The sequence below is a fragment of the Zarconia sp. genome, assembly GCF_057467645.1.
Window position 1 is genome coordinate 12,974 of sequence record NZ_JBRJXU010000010.1, and the last position, 21,730, is coordinate 34,703.

General features: G+C 49.4%; 18 protein-coding genes. 13 read left to right on the forward strand and 5 right to left on the reverse strand.

The genetic code is table 11. The features are described from left to right. Nucleotides 1–99: 99 nt before the first annotated feature. From AC2215_RS01900 to AC2215_RS01910, 3 genes are all read left to right on the forward strand, one after another. Nucleotides 100–2,313, forward strand: a complete 2,214-nt coding sequence (locus tag AC2215_RS01900) for an adenylate/guanylate cyclase domain-containing protein (RefSeq protein ID WP_486808257.1) — start codon at nt 100–102, stop codon at nt 2,311–2,313. A 398-nt stretch (nt 2,314–2,711) separates the two neighbouring features. Continuing rightward, a complete protein-coding gene (locus AC2215_RS01905) occupies nt 2,712–4,160 on the forward strand; it encodes a mechanosensitive ion channel domain-containing protein (RefSeq protein WP_486808258.1) in 1,449 nt (482 codons plus the stop codon). 384 nt (nt 4,161–4,544) lie between these two features. After that, nucleotides 4,545–5,630, forward strand: a complete 1,086-nt coding sequence (locus AC2215_RS01910) for a substrate-binding domain-containing protein (RefSeq protein ID WP_486808259.1) — start codon at nt 4,545–4,547, stop codon at nt 5,628–5,630. Between the two features lie 176 nt (nt 5,631–5,806). Here the strand turns inward: AC2215_RS01910 and AC2215_RS01915 are convergent, their stop codons facing one another. Beyond that, entirely contained in the window at nt 5,807–6,421 is a 615-nt protein-coding gene (locus AC2215_RS01915) for a hypothetical protein (RefSeq protein ID WP_486808260.1), read from the reverse strand. A gap of 327 nt (nt 6,422–6,748) precedes the next feature. Between AC2215_RS01915 and AC2215_RS01920 the strand changes: the two genes are divergently transcribed. From AC2215_RS01920 to AC2215_RS01935, 4 genes are all read left to right on the forward strand, one after another. Continuing rightward, on the forward strand, nt 6,749–8,269 hold the full coding sequence (locus AC2215_RS01920) for a rhamnogalacturonan lyase family protein (RefSeq protein WP_486808261.1): 1,521 nt from the start codon (nt 6,749–6,751) through the stop codon (nt 8,267–8,269). Nucleotides 8,270–8,528: 259 nt separating this feature from the next. Beyond that, nucleotides 8,529–10,136 carry a vWA domain-containing protein gene (locus AC2215_RS01925; protein ID WP_486808262.1) on the forward strand — a complete coding sequence of 536 codons (1,608 nt, stop codon included), beginning with the start codon at nt 8,529–8,531 and terminating at the stop codon, nt 10,134–10,136. Nucleotides 10,137–10,491: 355 nt separating this feature from the next. Further along, entirely contained in the window at nt 10,492–11,091 is a 600-nt protein-coding gene (locus AC2215_RS01930; protein ID WP_486808263.1) for a hypothetical protein, read from the forward strand. Nucleotides 11,092–11,113: 22 nt separating this feature from the next. Continuing rightward, nucleotides 11,114–12,256 carry a protein kinase domain-containing protein gene (locus tag AC2215_RS01935; RefSeq protein WP_486808264.1) on the forward strand — a complete coding sequence of 381 codons (1,143 nt, stop codon included), beginning with the start codon at nt 11,114–11,116 and terminating at the stop codon, nt 12,254–12,256. Between the two features lie 37 nt (nt 12,257–12,293). Here the strand turns inward: AC2215_RS01935 and sodX are convergent, their stop codons facing one another. After that, on the reverse strand, nt 12,294–12,668 hold the full coding sequence (gene sodX / locus AC2215_RS01940) for a nickel-type superoxide dismutase maturation protease (protein ID WP_486808265.1): 375 nt from the start codon (nt 12,666–12,668) through the stop codon (nt 12,294–12,296). Nucleotides 12,669–12,682: 14 nt separating this feature from the next. After that, a complete protein-coding gene (gene sodN, locus AC2215_RS01945) occupies nt 12,683–13,165 on the reverse strand; it encodes a superoxide dismutase, Ni (protein WP_486808266.1) in 483 nt (160 codons plus the stop codon). A 578-nt stretch (nt 13,166–13,743) separates the two neighbouring features. On the opposite strand from sodN, the gene AC2215_RS01950 reads away from it, so the two are divergent. The 5 genes from AC2215_RS01950 to AC2215_RS01970 all read left to right on the forward strand — a co-directional run bounded on the left by AC2215_RS01950 (nt 13,744) and on the right by AC2215_RS01970 (nt 18,478). Beyond that, nucleotides 13,744–14,295 (forward strand): DM13 domain-containing protein, encoded by a 552-nt coding sequence (locus AC2215_RS01950; RefSeq protein ID WP_486808267.1) that lies wholly within the window; start codon nt 13,744–13,746, stop codon nt 14,293–14,295. Between the two features lie 76 nt (nt 14,296–14,371). After that, nucleotides 14,372–15,139: a DUF4079 domain-containing protein gene (locus AC2215_RS01955; protein ID WP_486808268.1), complete on the forward strand. Its 768-nt coding sequence runs from the start codon at nt 14,372–14,374 to the stop codon at nt 15,137–15,139. A gap of 128 nt (nt 15,140–15,267) precedes the next feature. Further along, complete coding sequence (locus tag AC2215_RS01960; RefSeq protein WP_486808269.1) at nt 15,268–16,059, forward strand: glycosyltransferase family 2 protein; 792 nt, start codon at nt 15,268–15,270, stop codon at nt 16,057–16,059. 78 nt (nt 16,060–16,137) lie between these two features. Then, on the forward strand, nt 16,138–17,436 hold the full coding sequence (locus AC2215_RS01965; RefSeq protein ID WP_486808270.1) for an MptA/MptB family glycosyltransferase: 1,299 nt from the start codon (nt 16,138–16,140) through the stop codon (nt 17,434–17,436). A 199-nt stretch (nt 17,437–17,635) separates the two neighbouring features. Then, entirely contained in the window at nt 17,636–18,478 is an 843-nt protein-coding gene (locus AC2215_RS01970) for a DUF547 domain-containing protein (RefSeq protein WP_486808271.1), read from the forward strand. 355 nt (nt 18,479–18,833) lie between these two features. Here AC2215_RS01970 and hemH read toward each other — a convergent pair whose 3' ends face one another. Both hemH and AC2215_RS01980 read right to left on the reverse strand, forming a co-directional pair. Continuing rightward, a complete protein-coding gene (gene hemH / locus AC2215_RS01975) occupies nt 18,834–19,997 on the reverse strand; it encodes a ferrochelatase (RefSeq protein ID WP_486808272.1) in 1,164 nt (387 codons plus the stop codon). Between the two features lie 563 nt (nt 19,998–20,560). Then, entirely contained in the window at nt 20,561–20,782 is a 222-nt protein-coding gene (locus tag AC2215_RS01980; RefSeq protein WP_486808273.1) for a DUF4327 family protein, read from the reverse strand. A 543-nt stretch (nt 20,783–21,325) separates the two neighbouring features. Here AC2215_RS01980 and pirA point away from each other — a divergent pair. Continuing rightward, the gene (gene pirA / locus AC2215_RS01985; protein WP_486808274.1) at nt 21,326–21,727 is read left to right on the forward strand and encodes an arginine synthesis PII-interacting regulator PirA; all 402 of its coding nucleotides are present in this window, start codon (nt 21,326–21,328) and stop codon (nt 21,725–21,727) included. Nucleotides 21,728–21,730 lie beyond the last annotated feature (3 nt).

Sequence of the window (21,730 nt, forward strand, 5' to 3'; positions counted from 1 at the left end):
TTCGCTCGGCATTACGGTAGAGCCAAATAGGGCATTGCGTAGTAGGTCAAGCATCGGACATTTGTCGCACAATGCATCACATCATTGTTTGCAACGTCTATGTTTGCCCAACTACAAGGCATCAAAGAAAAGATTCGGGGAGCTGTCTTATTGGCGGGTCTTCCATCTGTTCAGCGAAATGCGAGCGTTAAACTGAAGCTGCAAGCGGTCATGCTGGCGGTGAGTCTGGCGTCAGTGGCGGCGATCGGTTCCCTGGCTTGGCATCGCGCGCAGGTCTCGATGAAGGAGGAAATTTTCGGACAGCTCACCAGTATCCGCTCCTCCAAAGCCAATCAAATCGAGGTCTACTTTGAAATCCTGCGCAACCACGTCGAGACTCTCGCCGAAGATCGGATGGTGGTCGAAGCGATGGTCGAGTTGAACAAGGGATTTCGCGAAATCGATACGAACTTTATTCCCAGGGAGTGGGAAGAACCCCTGCAGCGGTACTACGAAGATGAGTTTTTCCCTCGACTTTCGCAGAATATTTCGGGCGAGCTAGCCTACGGCGTTTATCGCCCCACCGGACAAGCCGCCCGCTATTTACAGCATTACTACATCTCCACCAACCCTCATGAGGTGGGGGAAAAAGACCGGTTGCTCGATGCGGGAGACGGCAGCGACTACAGCCGCTTTCACGCCAAATACCACACCTTGTTTCACAACATCATTCAAAAGTTTGGGTACTACGATCTATTTTTAATCGATTACAAAACGGGCAACATCGTTTACTCGGTTTATAAAGAAACCGACTACGCCACCAACCTCGATGACGGGCCCTATCGAGAGAGCGGTTTGGCACAAGCGGTGCGAGCCGTTCGGCAAAACCCCGAATACCGATCGATTCAGCTCGTTGATTTTCAATTTTATCGCCCGTCCTACGGCGCGCCGGCCGCCTTTTTCTCCGCCCCCATTTACAACGGTCCGCACATCGTCGGCATCCTCGCCGTCCAGTTACCCGTCGATCGCATCAACAACCAGATGACCGGGTTTCAACAGTGGCAGCAGAACGGACTGGGGGAAAGTGGCGAAACCTATCTCGTGGGTTCGGATTTACTGATGCGATCGATCTCTCGCTTTTTAGTAGAGGATCGAGACCGGTACAAAGCCGCCTTGAAAAAAATTGGCACCCCCGACAGCACGATCGAGCGGATCGAACAACTCGACACCACTATTCTGTTGCAAGAAGTCGATACGGAAGCGGCCCGTTTAGCCTTAGGTGGCGCCTCCGGGACGAAGATCGTCGATGACTATCGCGGTTTGCCCGTCCTTAGCTCTTATGCCCCCCTCGATTTGGAGATTGACGGTCTCGATTGGGCGATCCTGGCCGAGATCGACCTCGCGGAAGCTTACGAACCCGTTCATACGTTGCAAATCTACCTCGTCATTTCCACGGCAATTGTAGTGGTTGCAGTCAGTTTTATCGCCCTGGGTTCTTCCTATTCGATCTTGCAGCCGGTGAATGCATTGCTAGAAGGGGTGCGTCGCGTCAGTCTCGGGGAAAAAGACGTGCGCGTCGAGATCGACTCGAACGACGAGTTCGGTCAACTGGCATCGGCATTTAATGAGATGGTCGAGAACCTGCGTACCCAAACGGAACTTTTAGACCGCAAAAGTCAAGAAAATGACGAGCTGCTGCTGAATATCCTCCCGAGTTCGGTGGCCCAGCAGTTAAAGAAAGGTCAAAAAAAAGTAGCCGATCGGGTCGAGCACGCCACCGTCCTCTATTCGCGGGTTTTGGGATTGCAAGAACTCACCGCCGAACGGGGGGTCGAGCAAGCGGCGAAAATCTTCAACGACCTGGTGGGAATTCTCGATAAAGAAGCCGAGAAGCGCGGTGTCGAAAAACTGAAGACCCTTGGGGAACGCTACGTTGCCATATGCGGACTGACCCGACCTCACCCCGATCGGGTGCGGCGAACGGTGGATTTTGCCCTCAACGCTTTGGACCACCTTCAGGGGTTCAACCATCGCCACGCCACTCAATTCAATCTTTGCATGGGAATTCACATGGGGGAGGTGGTCGGTAGTGTCATCGGCACGGACAAAAATATGTATTACAACCTGTGGGGTGAAACCGTAGCGCTGGCTAACTACTTAAGCACCCAAGCCGAACCCGGTAAGTTGCTGATGGTGCGGGAACTGTCCGATCCCCTCGAAGATGTGTATTCTGCGATCGCTTGCCAGCAAGTGGAGTTTGGGGGCCACATGCTGAAAGTTTGCACTGTCGGTCGGACGGTCGCTTCATCGGATCTCGTTGGGGAGACCAGTTAACGCTATGTGCAACTTAATTCTCCAAAAGCTGACAACACGGGGTCAAAGGGGAAGGGGGAAGGGGAAAAGGGGATATGGTCTGCATTGTCACCACGGGACTTGGTTGAAAGTTGCACGTGGCGTTCTTAATTCACCGCCAGTTTTGGATAAGCCGAAACCCTGATGCTACCGTGACCCAGAAATCGGCAAAAACCTGATTCTGTTGTTGAAGCATTGAAAATTTAGCGCTTAAGCAAAACTGACGTTAATTCAAACCCACCTCAGAATATATAGCGGTATTCACTTTGATTAGGACTTTGATTAGGACATTGTCACCGATATGACGATTGGGAAGGCGAGCAAGATGCTCGCGCTGGATATGGCGATATCGCAACATCTCGATCGACCTGGAGAGGCTTATGGATTTATCGATTTTTACCTGGGGATTGGCGATCGTCATCGGCGTTCCCGCACTACTCCTGATTCTCGGTTTTGGCACGGAGCAATTGGAGCGTCGGCACAATCCCCTGGCGAAGGTATTGCGCAGGGTTTATCTTTACGTCCTGCCGGTGCTGGCGGTACTGTTGGTGATGCGGCAGCTGTTTCGCGTGGAGAGAGGGCAAGTTTCCGCACGGGCGATCGAAACCTGCTTTTGGCTTGCGGTGTTGATGGCAGTGCTGGCTCTCCTGAATGCAGTACTCACCACCACCAAACGGGAAACCCTCTGGCAAATTCGCGTGCCGAACCTCCTCTTTCAGGTGGCTCGCGTCTTGGTCGTCTTGGCCGTCGCCTTCTACCTACTGTCCGGTGTCTGGAAATTCAATCTGACCAACTTGGTGACCGCTTTGGGGGTGGGATCGCTGGCTGTGGCGCTGGCCTTACAAGACACCCTCAGCAACCTGGTTTCGGGATTTTTGTTACTCTTGGAAGGACCGATTCGGGTCGGGGATTGGGTGACCATCGGTGAGTTGCGCGGAGAGGTCATCGATCTCAACTGGCGATCGGTGCGCCTGCGCGATGCGAAAAGAAATATCATCATTATTCCCAACGGTGTCGTTGCCCAAGAAACCATCGACAACAATACCCTCCACGAAGCCGACACCAAGCGTGAAGTTTGCCTCAATATTGCTGATGAGAATCCTCCCAACCGAGTGAAAGCCGTACTCAAAGAGGCTGCGGAGTCGGTGGAAGGGGTGAAACGAGCTAGACCCTTGATATCGGCGTTTCAAAGCTACAGCATTCAGTACACCGTGGAGTATTACATTGATTCTGCCATCAGCGAGAATCGCTCCCAAGACGCAATCCTGACCTGTCTCTACTACGCTGCCAAACGACACCAATTGACGATTCGCGACCCCATTTCGATCGAGTACGGTATCAAGGAAGATCCCAACCCGCAGCTCGATCGCCAACTCGAAGTTCGGGAATTTTTGCGATCGCTCCCCTACTTTGGAGTTCTCGAACCCGACACCCTCGACCATTTAGTGGCGAACTCGAGATTGGACTACTACGGTGTGGGCGATCGGGTCTTGCAAATTGGTGAATTTGATGAAGGGATGTACGTGATTTTAGAAGGCAGCGTCCGAGTGGCGGCCATGGACGTTCGCCACAGCCTTCAGGAAGTCAGCCACCTTTCGAGGGGAGACTTTTTCGGCGAGTTGACCCTGCTGGTGGAAGAACCCAGTCCGGTATCGGTCACGGTTTTGGAAGATTTAGTGGCGATCGTGATTACCGACAAACTCATCAGCCAGCTTTTACAACGCAGTCCCAAACTCGGCGTCGAAATCGGGCAAATTATCGATGAAAGCCACAAAGTGTTGCGCGTCATCCAAGGCAGCGCAGAAATACCGAATGGGGTGACGGGGTAATAGACCTCTCGAGGAAAAGGGTTAAGGGTTAAGGGGGAAAGGGGGAAGAAATTCATTTTGGAACCATAGATATCGATCTGATTTTTTATGTTCACCAGAGGGTTCAATAATGAACAATGAACAATGAACAATGAACAATGAACAATGAACAATGAACAATGAACAATGAACAATTACCTCTCCTTGAAAAGAAGAGGATTGATTCAAAGGAAGATTTTTTCTTATTTCTCCTTTAAAGGAGAGGCTTTAAACCTTAATTCTTCGGTAATGGGAAGAACGAGAATGCAATCGCCAAAATGGGATCGGTTAAAGATCTGCGAACGCAAACTGACCTGCCGGGTCCGATCTGGGTTGAGATGGCAGTTCTGGAGAGATCTATTACTGGTGGGTCTGTTGACGGGTACGATCGGCTGTGGTGCCAACTCAGGGGTTTCCCCAGCAACAGATCGACCCGAGACGGCAACAGTGTCCGAAACCGATCGAGAGTCGGTGAAACCCGATCGAGAAATCGAGTTTACCGTTCTCGAACCCAAAACTCCTCCCACTCCAGTCGATCGGCAGACCGGAATGGAGTTGCCGACTGTCGATCCGCTCAAAGTGGAAGGTAATTTGTACGTGGCCGGTAGTTTTGCCGCCTCTCCTGTTATCAAGGGGATGGGAGATCGCTTTATCGAAGAAGGCTATGCCGGCATTATCGAAATTTCGAGCATTGGTTCGAGCAAAGGCTTTCAAATTTTCTGTCAAGAGGGCAAATCAGATTTAGCCACGGCCAGCCGTCCGATTCGACCCTCGGAAGTGGAAGCTTGTCGTGAAATTGGGCGCGAACCCGTTGAATTCTCCATCGGCATGGATGTTTTGACGGTGGTAGTTCACCCAGAAAATGACTTCTTCGATGATGCCACCCTGGAGGAACTCGCCCGGATTTTCACCGTGGAAAAATGGTCGGATGTAAACCCCGACTGGCCCTCGGAAACCATCGAGCGGTTTATCCCCGCTCCCGAATCCGGTGTATTTGACATCTTTGTCGACAGGGTTTTTTATGGGAATTCGGAAGCCTTGCTCAATTTGCCCAACGTCCAGTTTTTCAAGGATGACGAAGATTTTGTCGTCCAAAGTATCAGTACGAATCCCTATTCGATCGGCTTTTTTAGCTTTGCGTTTTACGAGCGCAATAAAGATTTACTCAAGTCAATTTCGATCGAGGGTTTGCGACCGGGGATTAGAAATGAGTATCCCTTGGTTTATTCTCTATTACTCTACGCAGATGCTGACATGATTCCCCAAAACACCCAGGTCTCTGCTTTTTTAAATTATTTTCTCACCCACGTCAAAGAACAAGTCGTTAAAGTTGGATATTTTCCCCCTTCACGAGAAACCTTAGACAGCGAAAAACTTGAATTTTTAACCGTGCAAGGGTACGAAAGCTTTTTGGATTTCGATCGGGCTGAAGAGCTAGAATTTATTGAATAAAATATACCTTATAGCGGTTCTCACACTCATGAGGTACAGAGTTTCTGGTTTTAGGGAACGGGGAACACCGGAACGGGGAACGGAGAATGAGAAACGGGGAATGGAAAATAGAATTTGGGTGTATCTCCGTCTACTGAGAATTGCTATAACCCGACCCGAACTTAAGGAGGCGATCGTTAAGGGGGAGTTGGTTCGGGAAACTCATATTCTTGCGTCCATCCACAATCGAATAGCGTCCCTCCAGACATCGGAAGAAGGCGTGCGTTTAACTGAGTCCCCAACTCGATGGCATTAGCTCCCGCGCGATCGAACATCTCTTGGTGAATAAAATGCAATTCGGGGCCGTATTCCAACCAATAGTCCTCATCGCCGGGTTGGATAATTCGCTCTTCCTCTCGATCGCAGTTTGCAATTGTTGGAGGACAAGAGTAGACCTCTTTAGAGAACAAAGGAATGAGGAAAGGATAAGGTTCTGGATTTCGAGCTGAGCCGATGAGTTCGGCGAGTTGGTGGTGTTGGTTCAATAAATCAATAAATAAACTTTGAAATGCCGGATACATATCATCCCAACGACCGCACATTTGAATTTTGGCAAATAAATATTCCCCCGAACCGGCAACGAATGCAGCCCAAACCTTGACGTGAGACAGAGTCAGACAATCCCACGAGCGAGTCTTCTGGGAAAACCGATCGACTCCACGAAAACCTGCCAAGGTAAGGCTCGAGCGAAAGACTTCCAGTGCGCGTTCCGGTGAAGTTCGATAAAACCAAGCGATAACGTTCAATCTCATCTTAATTTCTCAATTTATTAAAAAACAAAAAATACTGTTTTTACCAAGAACCGACAAAAAATATCGGATTATTTTTTATCAACTAAAAATAATTATTCAAAAAACAGGATAATATTTTTTTTACAATTCAAAAAAAATAAAAATTTTTCATTTTTCATTTTTAAAGAAACTCAATATTTATTTTTTTAAGACGTTTATACCAGAAAAAATTATTTTAAACTGTCAGTTGTAGCGAAGTATTAATCGATAATTTTAAATCATTTTGACGAATTTGGTTTTTCCCGTTCAATATAGAAGAAGATAAAACGCAGCAACTCCTCAATATCCATGCACCATCGAGCACAGAGAATCGATCGCATTCCCCTCACAAATCGCCCCATCTCCCATCAAATCGGTTTGTGGCTGGCGTGTTTGAGTGTGTTGGGGAGTGGATGTAGCGCCACAACTTACAGCCAGGGGGTTCCCCTGTCCGATACCAACCTCGAACCTCTAACCCTCGAACTCGATATTCCCGCCGAAGATAATGGTAGCGGTAGCCTCATTACCGTCGATGTCAACGATGATGGCAACCGAGATATTATCGTCACCAAACCCGGCACGATCGCTGCCTACGAGACCACCGGGCAACAGCTTTGGAAGCAACAGGCGAACGTTCAACTGACCAAACAGTCGGAAAGCCAAGGACTACCGGGGCGATCGGCCCCAGGGGTACAAGCTGCCGATATTGATGGAGATAACCAAACCGAGGTGTTGTTCCTGACGCAGGAGGGGACGCTGGAAATTCTCCAAGGGTCCGATGGGGCGATCGAAAAGAGCATCTCCCTGGAATCGCCACCGGATACGGAACGCTGGGAACACTTGGTGGTGGCTAATTTCCGGGGAGAAGCGAATGGGGATTTACTTCTGCAAACCACCAACGCGACCGGATACCGCATGGGTAGCTATCTGGCGGCTTACTCTTTTGAAGCATTGATGTCCGATGTCCCCCCCGAACCCCTGTGGACGCAGGATAATTTCATCGCCAACGCGCACAATGGGGCGCGCGTGGCCGATCTCGATGGCGACGGTAAAGAAGAGGTGTTGGGGGGTAGCGTGGTGTCCCCGGAAGGAGAGATACTGCTGGAGTTGCCCCTCAAAGGTCACGTCGATGCCCTCGCGGTGGCGGACATTCGGCCGGATTTACCGGGGTTGGAGGTCGTCGCCCTCGAAGAAGGGGGAACCCCACTGCCCTTCAGCGGTCGCAATCGTCTGGGTCGCATTGGCAATCACCTGTACCAGCAACTGTTTGGCGATGGGAATCGCATTTTTCTCTACAATCGCGATCTCCTCATTTGGGAGACCCACTACAAGCACCAGGAACCGCAAAATACTGCTGTGGGAGACTTCGATCCCGATCGACCCGGTTTGGAAATTTGGTGTCGCAGTCGGTACAGAACCCACCAAAAACCCTTCGTATTCGATGCCCGAGGGCAGCTGATTGCCAACTATAAGATGAAAGATGTCGCGCCCCAAAATTGGACGACGAAGGGCATCGAAACCATTTTTACCATTGATTGGACGGGGGAAGAGGGACAACTGGCCGCTGCCAAGGAACGCCACAGCGCTGGAGATGTGGCAATTTTCGATCCCATTAGCGGTGAGTTTCTGTTGCGGTTCCAGGACAATGCCGATCGCCTCTATGTTGCCGATGTGTTGGGGGATTGGCGAGAAGAGTTGATACTCCTGAGCGGCGATCGACTCTTAATTTATCAAAATCCGGAGACGAATCCCAATCCCGACAAGCCATCGCTCTGGGAACGTCCGGAGTACCGACGCAGCAAGATGACCTGGAATTACTACAGCCCTTGATGTTATAGCAGTTCGCGCCCTTTTCGCTACACATTAGAGTTTTTGGGGAATGGGGAATGGGGAATGTGGAAGAGAAAAACCTATTCTATTTTTTCAATCGTGTAAATAAACCACAAGAAGCGCTATAGGTTAGAGCGGGTGTTGTCCCATGGCTTGCAGCCATCGAAATTCGCTGTTACCAAAACCGAAACGCCAGCACTTCCTCCCAAAACCCTGAGCTATCGTGGTCGAAAGTCGGTAAGGTATTTGGAGGTATTGGATGAAACGGTTTCGATCGAGCATCGCATTTTTGGGACTCGCTGCCCTCCTGGCGGCGTGCGGCTCTCAGTATAACGGCGCGGACTATGCTGCAGAAGTCCCGAGCGCACCCCCACCGGCACAGCAATCGAAACAGTTAACAAGTGCCGAACCGAGTCCAGTCGAACCGGAAGCCGCGCCAGAACCCGCAGAACCGACGAGCGGCGAAACCTACGACTCGATCGAAGATAACCCCTTCGAGTTGGTTGGCAGCAATCCCCTATCCACCTTCTCGATCGATGTCGATACCGCCTCCTATAGCAACCTTCGCCGCTTCATCAATAACGGCCAGCGTCCCCCCAAAGATGCCGTCCGGATCGAAGAACTGATTAACTACTTCACCTACGAGTATCCCCAACCCACGGGCGATCGCCCCTTCTCTATCGACACCGAAACCGCAGCAGCCCCCTGGAACGATAACCACCAACTGGTTCGCATCGCCTTGCAAGGGAAAAAAATCGCCTCGGAAAATCTCCCCCCCAGCAACCTCGTGTTTTTGCTCGATGTTTCCGGTTCGATGAACGATCCGAATAAATTGCCGCTGCTTAAATCGGCATTTCGGATGCTCGTTAATGAGTTAAATGCGGAAGATCGCGTCAGTATCGTTGTCTATGCCGGGGCGGCTGGCGTGGTGTTGCCTCCGACTCCCGGAAATGAGAAAGAGACGATTTTAGAGGCGATCGAAAAGCTCAATGCTGGGGGTTCCACCGCCGGGGGTGAAGGCATCCAACTCGCCTACAAACTCGCCCAGGAGAACTTCCTCGAAGCCGGAAACAATCGCGTCATTCTCGCCAGCGACGGAGATTTTAACGTCGGTATTTCCAGCGATACGGAACTGGTGAAACTGATTGAAGGGGAACGGGAAAAAGGGGTATTTCTCACCACTCTTGGATTTGGTAGTGGCAACTTGCAAGACGCGAAAATGGAAAAACTCGCCAATAAAGGGAATGGTAACTACGCCTATATCGACAACGAGTTAGAAGCGAGGAAAGTTTTGGTGACTCAGATGGGGGGTACGCTGCTCACCATTGCCAAGGATGTAAAAATACAAGTGGCGTTCAACCCAGACAAAGTACAAGCCTATCGCCTCATCGGGTATGAAAATCGGCGGTTGCAAACTCAGGATTTTGCAGACGATACCAAGGATGCTGGGGAATTGGGGGCGGGACATACCGTCACCGCACTCTACGAAGTGATACCCGTGGGCGTACCTATTGATGTCGCGGTGTCGGAAAACGCAGCCCCGGAACCAAATCCCGATATCTCCTTTGACGATAATGCTTTGATGCAGGTGAATTTACGCTATAAAGAACCCCAGGGCAGCGAATCTCAATTGCTGTCTTCTATGGTTGCCGATGGGGGAGGGAGTTTTGACAAGGCTTCAGAGAACTTTCAGTTTGCCGCAGCCGTTGCTAGTTATGGCATGATTTTGCGGGATTCGCCGTACAAGGGAGATGTGAGTTTGGAGCAAGTATTAACCTTGGCGCAAGAGTCTCAAGGAGTCGATCTCGATGGCTACCGGGCGGAGTTTATCCGCTTGATTCAAAGTAGCGAAGAATTCCTAAAGTAGGCGTTATTATTGGGTGGGCAATGGCAGAATTAGCAACAGATTGTGTAGGGTGTATTTAGGAACGAAGCACACCACAGCCACTCCATAATCCCGTGATATGTAAATCCTAATAACGCGGTGTGCAATCTTTTTGCGATCGCCATATGGCAAGCGAGTCGCAAAATCCCCCATTTCCCATTCCCTATTCACTCGTATTGTTAGGTTTTGGATAAACAAGTTGCACATGACGTTAATAAAGATAAAACTCCCTCGGGGTTGGTGGGTCGTTCGATTTTAGTAAAAACGTTAAATTCCGGTTATCAAAACTGCTCACCCTACAATTAACTCCCTAACGATTGACGACTGAAAGTAAAAAATGACCGTTCCAGCTCCAAGTCTTAAACTATTTTTTGAAGAGGAGATCGTCAATCTAGATGAAGATACGGTTGAAGAGTTTGTGAGCCGTTATCCGAGCGCACAAGTCATTCAGTGCTTGTTCGAAGAGCTGAAATCTTTAGAGTATGGCGATGATGCGTGGAGGCTAGGAGGAGCTTTGGCAGATGTTTCTCACAAGTATGCAGTCGATACGCATATCTATTTATGGCTAGAAAACTCTACTCTCGATCGAAAGAAAATTTTTTTAGATTTTTTGGCTGGATATTATTATAATGCTTTCCCTAACATCGGGGCATTAATCGAATTCGCAGACTCTATTCGGGATGTGATTGATTGTCTGAATATCTTAGATTGGGACGAATCCGCTATTTTTTTAGCTATTGAGTCTATTGTTTACGGATATGGAAGAATAAAACACTTGATTCGAGAAAATCAACAAATAAAGGAGCGAGTGAAGCAACAAGTTATGGTTTTCCAAAAATATGTATCTAACGCTAATCTCGCATCTTCAGAACACCAGATGATAGCAGGTATGTTGAAGACGTGGGATTTAGGGATTTCTGAGATTGGTACAAGATAGAGGTTGGGAAGGTATAGATATCATGAATAACTTAGAACCCAAACCATTTGCCGATCGCGGCTACAAACTCGATCGCCCTCTCGGAACCAATCACCTGGGAGGACGAGTCACCTACCTGGCAACAGAATGCGATCGCCAGCAACCGGTGGTAATCAAACAATTCCAGTTTGCTCGCGATGGGGCTAATTGGTCGGAATATCAAGCCCACGATCGAGAAATCGCCCTCCTCCAACAACTCAATCATCCCCAAATTCCCCAGTATCTCGACTCTTTTGAAACCCCCGACGGTTTCTGTTTGGTTCAGGAATACAAAGATGCGCCCCATCTAAAAATCGATCGCCCCTTTTCTCCCGAACAAGTCAAACAAATTGCCGTTGCCGTTCTCGAAATTCTCGTCTATTTACAACAGCAAGAACCACCGATTATCCATCGAGATATCAAGCCGGAAAATCTCCTGATCGAGTCGGGAGAAACCCTCCAGGTTTACTTAATCGACTTCGGATTTGCCCGTCCCGATCGCAGCGAAATGGCAGCTAGCAGCGTGATTAAAGGGACATTGGGATTTATGCCTCCCGAACAACTCTTCAACCGCCAACTGACTCCCGCTTCCGATCTCTACAGCCTGGGAATGACGCTGATTTGCTGTCTGACAGGAACCCCATCTATGGAGGCGGGACAGCTCATCGATAATAAAAACCGGGTCAAATTTCGCCATTTGCTGCCCCACCTCGATTCCCGGTTTGCTGCTTGGTTGGAGAAAATGGTTGCCCCCAATCTCAAACATCGCTACCCCAATGCTGCGGTTGCCCTCGAAGAACTAAAAGCGATCGAACGTCGAAACCTCAAACCTATTGCCATTGCCAGCCTCGCGGCATTGAGTACGGTGATTTTCGCCGGTATGGGCTGGCTGTACTTCACGCCTACCCCCCCAATCACCCGCTACATTTCTGACTGTCCGGGATGCGATTTAAGCGGGCAAGATTTGCGCAGTCTCGATCTGAGTCATGCGAACTTGAGGGGGGCGGATTTAACCCATGCGGATTTGCGGGGAACTTACTTAAAAAATGCCGATCTCACCAATGCGGATTTGCGGGGGGCGAATCTGGAGAGTGCTGATTTAACGGGGGCGAAGTTGGATGGGGCAAAACTTCCCACTCGTCCGTAGAGCGATCGCCATCCGCCTCAGAAAATACCCGATCGTCTCACCCAAATCGACAGGTGACGCGACCGAGGATTAAATGGGGTTCAACCCAGCCAAACACTCGACTATCGGTGCTTTGCGATGGATTGTCTCCGAGAACGAAACAGGTGCCATTGTCGCGAACCGAAACGACTCGTTTGATTAACCGGATTTTCGAGTCATCGGGAGACACTAAAGCGATCGCATCTCCTGGGGTTGGGGGCGATCGCTGATAAGCTTTTGGATCGACGAAGACTTCATCTCCGGGCAAGAGGATGGGTAACATCGAAACCCCAACGACCTGAAAACGCTGTCGCCGCCTCAACAGCCACAGCAGAATATCGAAAAAGTTGCTATCTCGAAGTGCAAGCGGGTTGAGACTCGCGGTTCCAGTCAAGCTTCCCGTCCCATTTAACTGGCTTTGTACCAGGGGACGTCCGTGCGATTTTTGGTGGCCCAGAACATTTCTTGGATTTCTTTAATCGCATCCATCAACTCGTTGGCGTGTTCTAAGTTCACTTCGACTTTGCACGCCGAACAGAGTTTCGCTGCGTTCCAGAATTTGGTGTGTAAATCGGGAAACTGTTCTAAATGAACGGGTTTGAAGTAATCCGTCCACAGAACGAGCAGCTCTTTTTTCGTCAGCTGTGCTTGCTCTTCTTTGATTTGGATGTACCGACCGATGGTATTTTCGTAGCTTGCCATGGCGACTGGATCGCCTGCAGAGGGAGGTTGCAGATCGAGAATCTTCTTGGTCATCGAGACAACCGCTTCGGCTGAAATTCGGGCAGAAGCCGGATCGTACACCCCACAAGGTCCGTCACAGTGTGCGTGGAGAGTTGGAGCCGGAAACCAGCGCTTAATTTGGTTGGTAATTTGTTTCCAAGAAAGCATAATGCTAAAACTTCGCAATTGTGAATTGCTAAATCTTAACATCGATCGAGAACATTTTCTCTCGGTTTTTATACCCATTGAAAAGAAGCTCGGCAAATTAATGCAAGAAAACCGAGCCGAAAAACTGCGATCGAAGCTTTTGAGGTAAATTTCGATCGAGCCAGCTATTCTTATTTATTCTCAATAAAAATTGACCGACTCTGGAGTTTCCGATCGAGATTGTAAACCTCCCGATCTCCCCCGATGTGGCGATCGCGATCCGATCGGGATTACCGGATGTGAAGAGAGGAATATCCGTGGAGAAAACCGGGGTGCGCTTTACGGTTCTAGAGAGATATTTTTATCGATCTATTCTGAAAGGAAAAGATCCAGTCTCATCCATCAGCTCGATACTCAATCCCAGTTAGTTTTTGGATCTAAATATTTTCAGCTTTGAAATATTCTCAATAAAATAGGATGATATTTGACAAGATTCAATTCATAAACCTTCTAAATGACGTCTCATTAAAAATTAATTTTTGGGATGGCAATCGCCCTTTATACTAACCCTAAATGTCAATGCGTTCGCGAGAATTCCCATGGCAAATATTCCCCATTGTCTCGGACTCAGCTTTGTTTCAATCGTCACCCTGAGCAGCATGGGAACGGTCTTCGTGCCTCCATCAACAATTCGGGCCGAGATGATTTCTGCAACGAACGAGCAGTCCGTCATTGAAGGTACTTTCGTTGAAGTGGCACACGACACCATCGGAACGGCAAAAATTCTCGTCGAAGATGGTGTTTCTTATGTTAAATTCGACGACGCATTCAAAACGGATGACGGCCCCGATCTGTTCGTACTCCTGCATCGCGATGCCGTCCCGGAAACCTACAAACCCGACGACTATCTCAACCTCGGGGAACTGCAAGCGATTCGAGGAACTCAGCGTTACGAAATACCCGACGGGACAGATATTGCAGAATACGCTTCGGTGGTGATTTGGTGTCGGGAATTCGATGTAACTTTTGGTTACGCCACTTTGCTAGAGCCAGAGGACATGGGGGATTCGGAATCCTCGGGTGCGACACCAGTGGAGATCGAAATTTTAGAGGATGAAATCCCGATCGAACCTTCGAAGTCACTGTTTTGAGATTCGATCGCATTCTCGGGTTAATCGAGCGTACGCTGCTACCATGAACGGACTCTAGAACATCTAACACAACGATATGGACGCAAAAGATCTTTTAGGCTTAGTGCATCCGGCGATCGCCGTTGCCATCGTCTATCCCCTGATTGGGATGGTGGTGAATATGGCGTGGCAAACGCGCCAGAGACGCTTGCAAATCGCCACGGATAAAAAAAGTAAAATTCCCCCCGTTGTCGGTCGAGAACACGTCAAAATCGGTCGCTGGCTGACGGGTTTTGTAGTGGGTATCTCCCTGGTCGCTCTCGCCTACGTTATTATTCTCAAAGCCAGTTTATTTAGTAAAGAGCCATTTTTAATTGGCTTTATTTTATTGATGTTTGCGGCGACCATCGGCTCGCTGGTTTGTCTTTTCAAAGCCGAAAGTAAGATGTGGCGCGCCACATTTGCCACCCTCAGCAGTGCGGGATTAATTATTTTAGGCGCTCAGGATGGGGTATTTCGCCGCACGAACGAGTGGTATATGTCTCATTTTTACTTTGGCATTACTGTCTCGATCTTGATGATTATTTCCCTCACGATTCTCCCGGAAATTTATAAAGACAAAACGAATCGATGGCGGACGGCGCATATTCTCTTAAATTGTTTGGCTATTTTTCTATTTCTGGGACAGGGATTTACAGGAGCAAGAGATTTACTCGAAATTCCCCTCAACTGGCAACTTAAATATCTCGGTTTGTGCGATTGGGGCAAACAGACTTGTCCCGAACCGCAGTCGCAAAATCCGATGGATTCCTTCCATGCAGATCTCAGTGGGATTCCCCAAATCGATGGATTCGATCGAGAATAATTCATTCAATCGAGCCAGCCTCGATTCACAATCCTGCGCTGAAAATACAACGCGATTTAACCGCAACTCAGCTTCTACTCAGATTGGCAAGTCATCCTTAGATGGGTTGAGTTTTCAGATCTTTTGATATGCTTTCCGTTCCCCAATCTCCTATCTACCGATCTCCCGTTCCGAACCTAGAGCAAATTCTGGTTCTGATTCCCGTTTTAAACGAAGAAAGCACGATCGCCCCCACGATTCGCAATTTGCAACAATTCGGACTGACGCAAATTCGCGTCATCGATAATGGCAGTACCGATCGCAGTGCCCAGATGGCTCGATCGGCCGGGGCGCAAGTGGTGAGCGAACCGATTCCCGGTTACGGTCGCGCCTGCTGGCGGGGGTTGCACAATCTCGATCCGGATGTGGAGTGGATTTTGTTCTGCGATGGAGACGGCAGCGACGAACTCGACGGACTCGATGAGTTTTTTGCCGCCACCGAAACTGCCGATCTGATTTTAGGCGATCGCCGCGCCACCGCTGCCGGACGCGGGGCGATGACCCCCGTGCAAAACTTCGGCAACGCCCTAGCCACCACCCTCATCGGTTTGGGATGGGGACATTGGTATCGGGATTTGGGACCGCTGCGGCTGATTCGCCGTCGGGCACTCGATCGCATTCAAATGCAAGATCGGGGGTTTGGCTGGACGGTGGAGATGCAAACTCGCGCCATTGAATGCGGTCTGCGGGTGCGGGAAATTCCCGTCGGCTACCGTCGCCGTCAAGGGGGGCGATCGAAAATTTCCGGTACCCTCCGGGGTAGCGTACAAGCCGGAACCATTATCCTCTCCACATTGGGGACATTGTATCTGCGCCGCCTGACCTTACGCAGGGGGGCTTTGGGGGCTTCGGGTGCAAAGAGGGAAAGACCACAAGAGTGACAGAAGAGGGATAAAGAAGATTCATTAAAATTGTCCATTTGCCTCCCCTGCTCTCCCTGCTCCCCCGGTCTCTACACTATGGCGATTGCAAGACTATCGAACCAAATACCCCTCTACCTGAGTACCGTTTTGCTCGTTTTTGGGGCGATCGCGATCGTTCCCTACGGCGATTTCCGCGATGTGGCAGTCACCCTCCCCTTTTTCATCGGTATCGCCATTATGAGTGTTGGATTTGCCGTGTCTTGGGCAATTTCAACTCTGCCATCTTGGTGGTTTTGGACGGTTGCCGTTCTCACCCGCGCGCTGTTGCTGCCGATGTATCCCGGCGATGACGTGTGGCGCTATCTCTGGGAAGGATACATCCAAAATCTTGGTTTCAGTCCCTACCACTATGCCCCAAATGCGGCGGAACTCATCCCCTACCGCACCGAATGGTGGGAGTTGATGAACCATCTGGAGGTGTCGGCGATTTATCCTCCCCTGACACAGTGGGGATTCCGGGGTCTGGCAGCGATTGCACCGTCGGTACTGGTGTTTAAACTGGGATTCTTAAGCGCGGATTTGGGGGTGTGTTGGCTGCTGGCGCGGCGTTTCGGTCATGGCAAAACGCTGCTGTATGCCTGGAATCCCCTGATTCTCTACTCCTTTGCAGGAGGCGCTCATTACGATAGCTGGTTTATTCTGCCGCTGGTGGGGGTTTGGTTGGCGTGGGATGGAGGGCGGCAGAAGGTTTCGAGTTTGGCACTGGGGGTGAGTGTGGCGATGAAATGGATGTCGCTGCCGATGCTATCTTTTCTGGCATTACCGGCTTTGAAAAAGTGGCAAGTTAAAGGGGCGATCGCAGTTTTATTCTTCGGATTTTTACCCATGGCGATCGCCTCGATTCCATTTTGCAATCTTGAGGCGTGTCCCCTAATTCCCACGAGTTCGACGTTTATTTCCCACGGGCGATCGGCCGAGTTTTTTCCCTATTTCATCAGTCAGATTTGGCCGCAATCTCTGGAACCGGGATTTAATAAAGTTTATCTGATTCCATTGGCTTTGTCGGGTCTCTTTCTACTGTGGAAATCGCGCCGGTTTATCACCTTTGCCGAAGGGTATTTTTTCGCCCTGTTAACCCTCTCCCCGATCGTCCACGCTTGGTACTTTACCTGGATAATTCCCTTTGCCGTTGCCAGTCGCAATCTCGGCACTCGTTTGGTGAGTATATCGGCGTTTGCGTACTTCCTACTTCCCTATTACAAGGAATTGGGAGAAGGCTGGTATTTACAGCCTCCGGAACGCTATTTCCTCTGGTTTCCCTTTGTATTGGGCTTCTTGTGGACCGTGTTCGGTTGGGGCGATCGGATTGTAGCTAATCGGGCGATGGAACATTAAACGGTATCGCCATTTCTAGCGCTATTTCCAAACTCTCGGGTAACTGCCTCGCCTATTTACCAATCAAAAACGAGAACAATGCATTTTCCATTTCCGATTCCTATTATCGATCGCCGTTAGGGTATAACCCTACTCGCTGAATTGCCCCATATTGTTAACTCAAGGCGAGCATCTTGCTCGCACTCAGGATTGTTAAATCATGAACAAAAATTCCCTGATTCTATCTGCACTTCCCCTGGTGATGTTGATGGCGTCTTGTGCGACCCAAGCGCCCGTTTCTTCTCAAAGCAACGCCGCTGAGATTTCTCAAGTTGCACGGGGAGAACCCTTTACCTACGATGATTATGCATCGGTATTGGCAACGTACGTCAATTCTGAAGGGGAAGTGGATTATGCCACTCTCAAAGAGAATCGAGACGCTCTCGATCGATTTAATGCAGACTTAGCTGCCCTCGATCGCGCGACTTACGAGAGTTGGACGGAATCGCAACAAATTGCTTTCTGGATTAATGCCTACAATTCCCTGACGTTGCACGCGATTATCGATAATTACCCCGTCGAGAGTATCCGGGATATTTCTGGGGTCTGGACGCGCCTCAATTTTACGGTGTTGGGAGAAGCGATGACCCTCGACCATATCGAACACGGCATTCTGCGCAAAGACTTTAACGAACCGCGCATTCATATGGGATTGGTGTGTGCGTCGATTGGCTGTCCGTTGTTGCGTGCCGAACCCTTTGTGGGCGATCGCTTAGCAACCCAACTCGACGAGCAAACCGTTGAGTTTCTCTCTTACGCGCGCAACTTCCGTCTCGATCGCGATTCCGGTGAAGTCTTAATTTCTTCGATTTTTAAGTGGTTCGGCGAGGATTGGAAAACCACCTACGGCACCGAAGAGAAATTCGAGGGCTTTAACGATGAAAAACGGGCGGTACTCAACTTTATCGCTGAGTATGTGGATGAAGGCGATCGCAGCTATATGACGGAGGGGGAGTACAAGTTAAAGTATCTCGACTACGATTGGGGACTCAACAAGCAATAGACGGGATGAGTGAAGAAGGGGGAGAGATGGGAACAACACTAGTGCGGCGATCGCAGAATTAAAAATGCGTCTTGAAAAGTTGAACGGGACTCAAACCGATACCGCTCACTTTTCGCAAAATTAAAATTGCTTACTGTACATAGCTTTGCTGCATTTGAGAGCTAGATCGTTATTTCTGCCGCGCTGCACTAGTGGGAATTCAGGAGCATCTCTCCCACTAGGAGCAAGATGCTCTCAGTAGGAGAGATGCTCCTAGTGGGTGCGGAAAAACGATCGGACTCGCCTGTCAAGGCAAACTGCTCCTGCAATTCTACCGGTGTTGTTTTCCTGAGGGAAAACCTGCTCCCCTTCGTGCTTAAAGCAATCCAATGGAATGCAACGGTCCGTTGCCACTAATCACTTCCACCAGTAACAGGAGAAAGCCCACCATTGCCAAACGACCGTTCCAGACTTCGGCCGCCGGTGTCAAACCCCACTCCCAACGCTCTTGCGGGTACATCTTCATGTTCTCTTGAGGGTGTACCACATCCTCGAACTTCGTCGGTTTGTCTTCGAGGGCTTGGATGGTCATATCCGCTAAATCCTCAATGAATCCATGGTGGGTGTTGAGGGCGGGTACGCGATAGAAATTCTCAATACCGGCTTCCTCGGCGATTTCCCGGTATTCCATATCGATTTCCTGGAGGGTTTCGATATGTTCGGAGACAAAGCTAATGGGAACCACGACTAATTCTTCGATGCCTCGTTCGGCGAGTTCTTCAATGGCATCTTCGGTATAGGGTTGCAGCCACTCCACCGGACCCACCCGACTTTGATAGGCGAGGGTATGCTCGTTGGGACGATTGAGCGTCTGCATAATCAGACGGGTGCATTCCTCGATTTCTCTTTGGTAGGGGTCGCCCGCTTCTTCGACGTAGCTGACGGGAACGCCGTGGGCGCTAAAGAAGATGTGAGCGCGATCGGGTTCGGGGAGTTTATCGAGTTCCTGGGCGATCAGATCCGCCATCGCCTGTAAATAACCCGGTCGCTCGTACCAGGAGGGAATGACAGTATAGTCAATTTTCTTGAGAGATTGCTCTTGTTTCCAGAGTTTTTCGAGAACTCGGAAACTCGAACCACTGGTGCTGATGGAAAATTGCGGGTAGAGGGGTAAAATCACCAAGCGATCGACACCGTCTTTTTCGATCTTGGAGATCGCTTCTTCGGTGAAGGGATGCCAATAGCGCATTCCCACGTAAACGCGAGCATCTTGCCCTTTATCTTGCAAGCTTTTTTCTAACGCTTGAGCCTGTTCGTCTGTAATTTGCCGCAGGGGAGAGCCGCCGCCAATTTGTTGGTAATTTTCCTGAGACTTACCCGCTCTTAGGGTGGAAATGAGCCATGCAAGGGGCTTCTGCATCCACGGAAAGGGCAAGCGAATAATCTCGGGATCGGAAAATAAATTATATAAAAAAGGTCGGACGTCCTCGATTCGATCGGGACCGCCTAAATTTAGCAGCAAAACTCCTGTGCGGCTCATAGCAGTAATAATGTTCCTATATTTAAAAATTTCAGATTCTTTACCAATTTTAACATTGACATTGGACTGAATTTTACTATTGTTAACACTCTCTTACCATGACTTGGGTTTGCCGGCAACCCAAATCACAGTATTTAGAGAGAAACGATGGCAATCGATCGTCTCTTGAAATCCCGAGAAAGCACCTGATTTTGACTGTTTAAAACCTAGGGCGACACGAACGACCTCAGGATTCTAGCAAGGACTCTGCATTTCTTGAGAGAGGGTCTCTTGCCATTGGGGATCGAACCAAAAATCGGGAGTTCTTTTTTCCCTCGAAGGGGTCAGTTGTAAGAATTTACGGAGTTGTAGAGACTTTTCAGACAAGCCATTGGGTAGGTTACACCTAACGTTACACCTAAGTTGCTTTACTCAACCGAAGACTCGTCGTGCACCACTTGCAATCGGTTGATGACTTGCCGCTCGAAACGAATTTTCTCGATGCGTTGCTAGGTTCGAGCGTTATCCATTCGGGAACAAATCCTTGGAGAATATCGAAATCGATAACAGGGAGTTCGAACTCCTCATTCGTCTTCATCCCAGGCTTCGACCGCCAACAGCTCGCTGACGGGATCTTGCATGGAAAACTCAAACTCTTGTAGCTCTCGCTTCCAGTGCTGCCACTCGTCGCCGTATAGGAAGGCAATTTTCCAGATGCTATCGCCAGAATTGATAATTTTGGAATCAACTAACGAACGCACCTGACGTTGTAATTTCACCATCGGGTGAATAACCTGCTGGTTCATATGACCTCTTAGATTGTGCAAATCTTGTTATCAAAACAGTTTTTCGATCGCGCTTTAACTGGCTATGCGTTGAATTGGGCGATGAAAAACACACATTACCATACTTTTAACTCAAACGAGTCGTTTTTGGCAAGGGATTTATTCTAAAAATTGCTTAATTTCCTTAACATACTAATACAAAACCTCCCCTGTTCGATCGAGAAGTCGAAATAACCGAACCGTTAATCTGCATTCCACCTTTGCCACTCTAAGGTCACTTTCGAGAGGGCGATCGCCTGACTTGAATGTGCAGACATCTTGACATTTTAATTAAAAACAGTAACAATATATACAGATAAAAATCTAATTGTTCTAAAAAATATCCGCAACAACTGACTTCTGTCAAAAAGCGTTTGACGTAGGTCACGTCAAAAGTATGCCGTCCCGAGCCGTTACCCAAACGCGCATCCCAGTCTCCGAGCTAACTCCAAACATCGCACCAGGAGCCAGTTCCATATCAACGAACGGATGTCTCAAGCCGTTTACAAAAGGACGTAAAAAATCATGAAATTTAAATATCGCGGTCGCAGTTACGAATACAAGCCTTCCGAGATCGAAATGGAACCCGGTCCGGTGGTGGGAAAATATCGCGGACAACAGTGGCAGCTTCACTATCCCCGCCATATGAACGTGCCGCAACCGGCAATGGCGTTGAAATATCGCGGCATCGCCTATCGCACCACAGAAACCGGTGGAATCGAAACCCCGAGGCCCAAAACCGTCGATGGTACACCGGTACAAATTCCCACCAAAGTGCCGACCCACAAAGCACTCGAAGCCGAACTTACGAAAACTCATCGTGCCTATCTCGTCAAGCGTCTGGCCCATCGCCTGGAAGTCGCAAGAGCCAACGGTGACGAACAGCTCGTCCGCCTCCTGGAGTGGGAGCAGCAGCAAATGGCTTGAGTT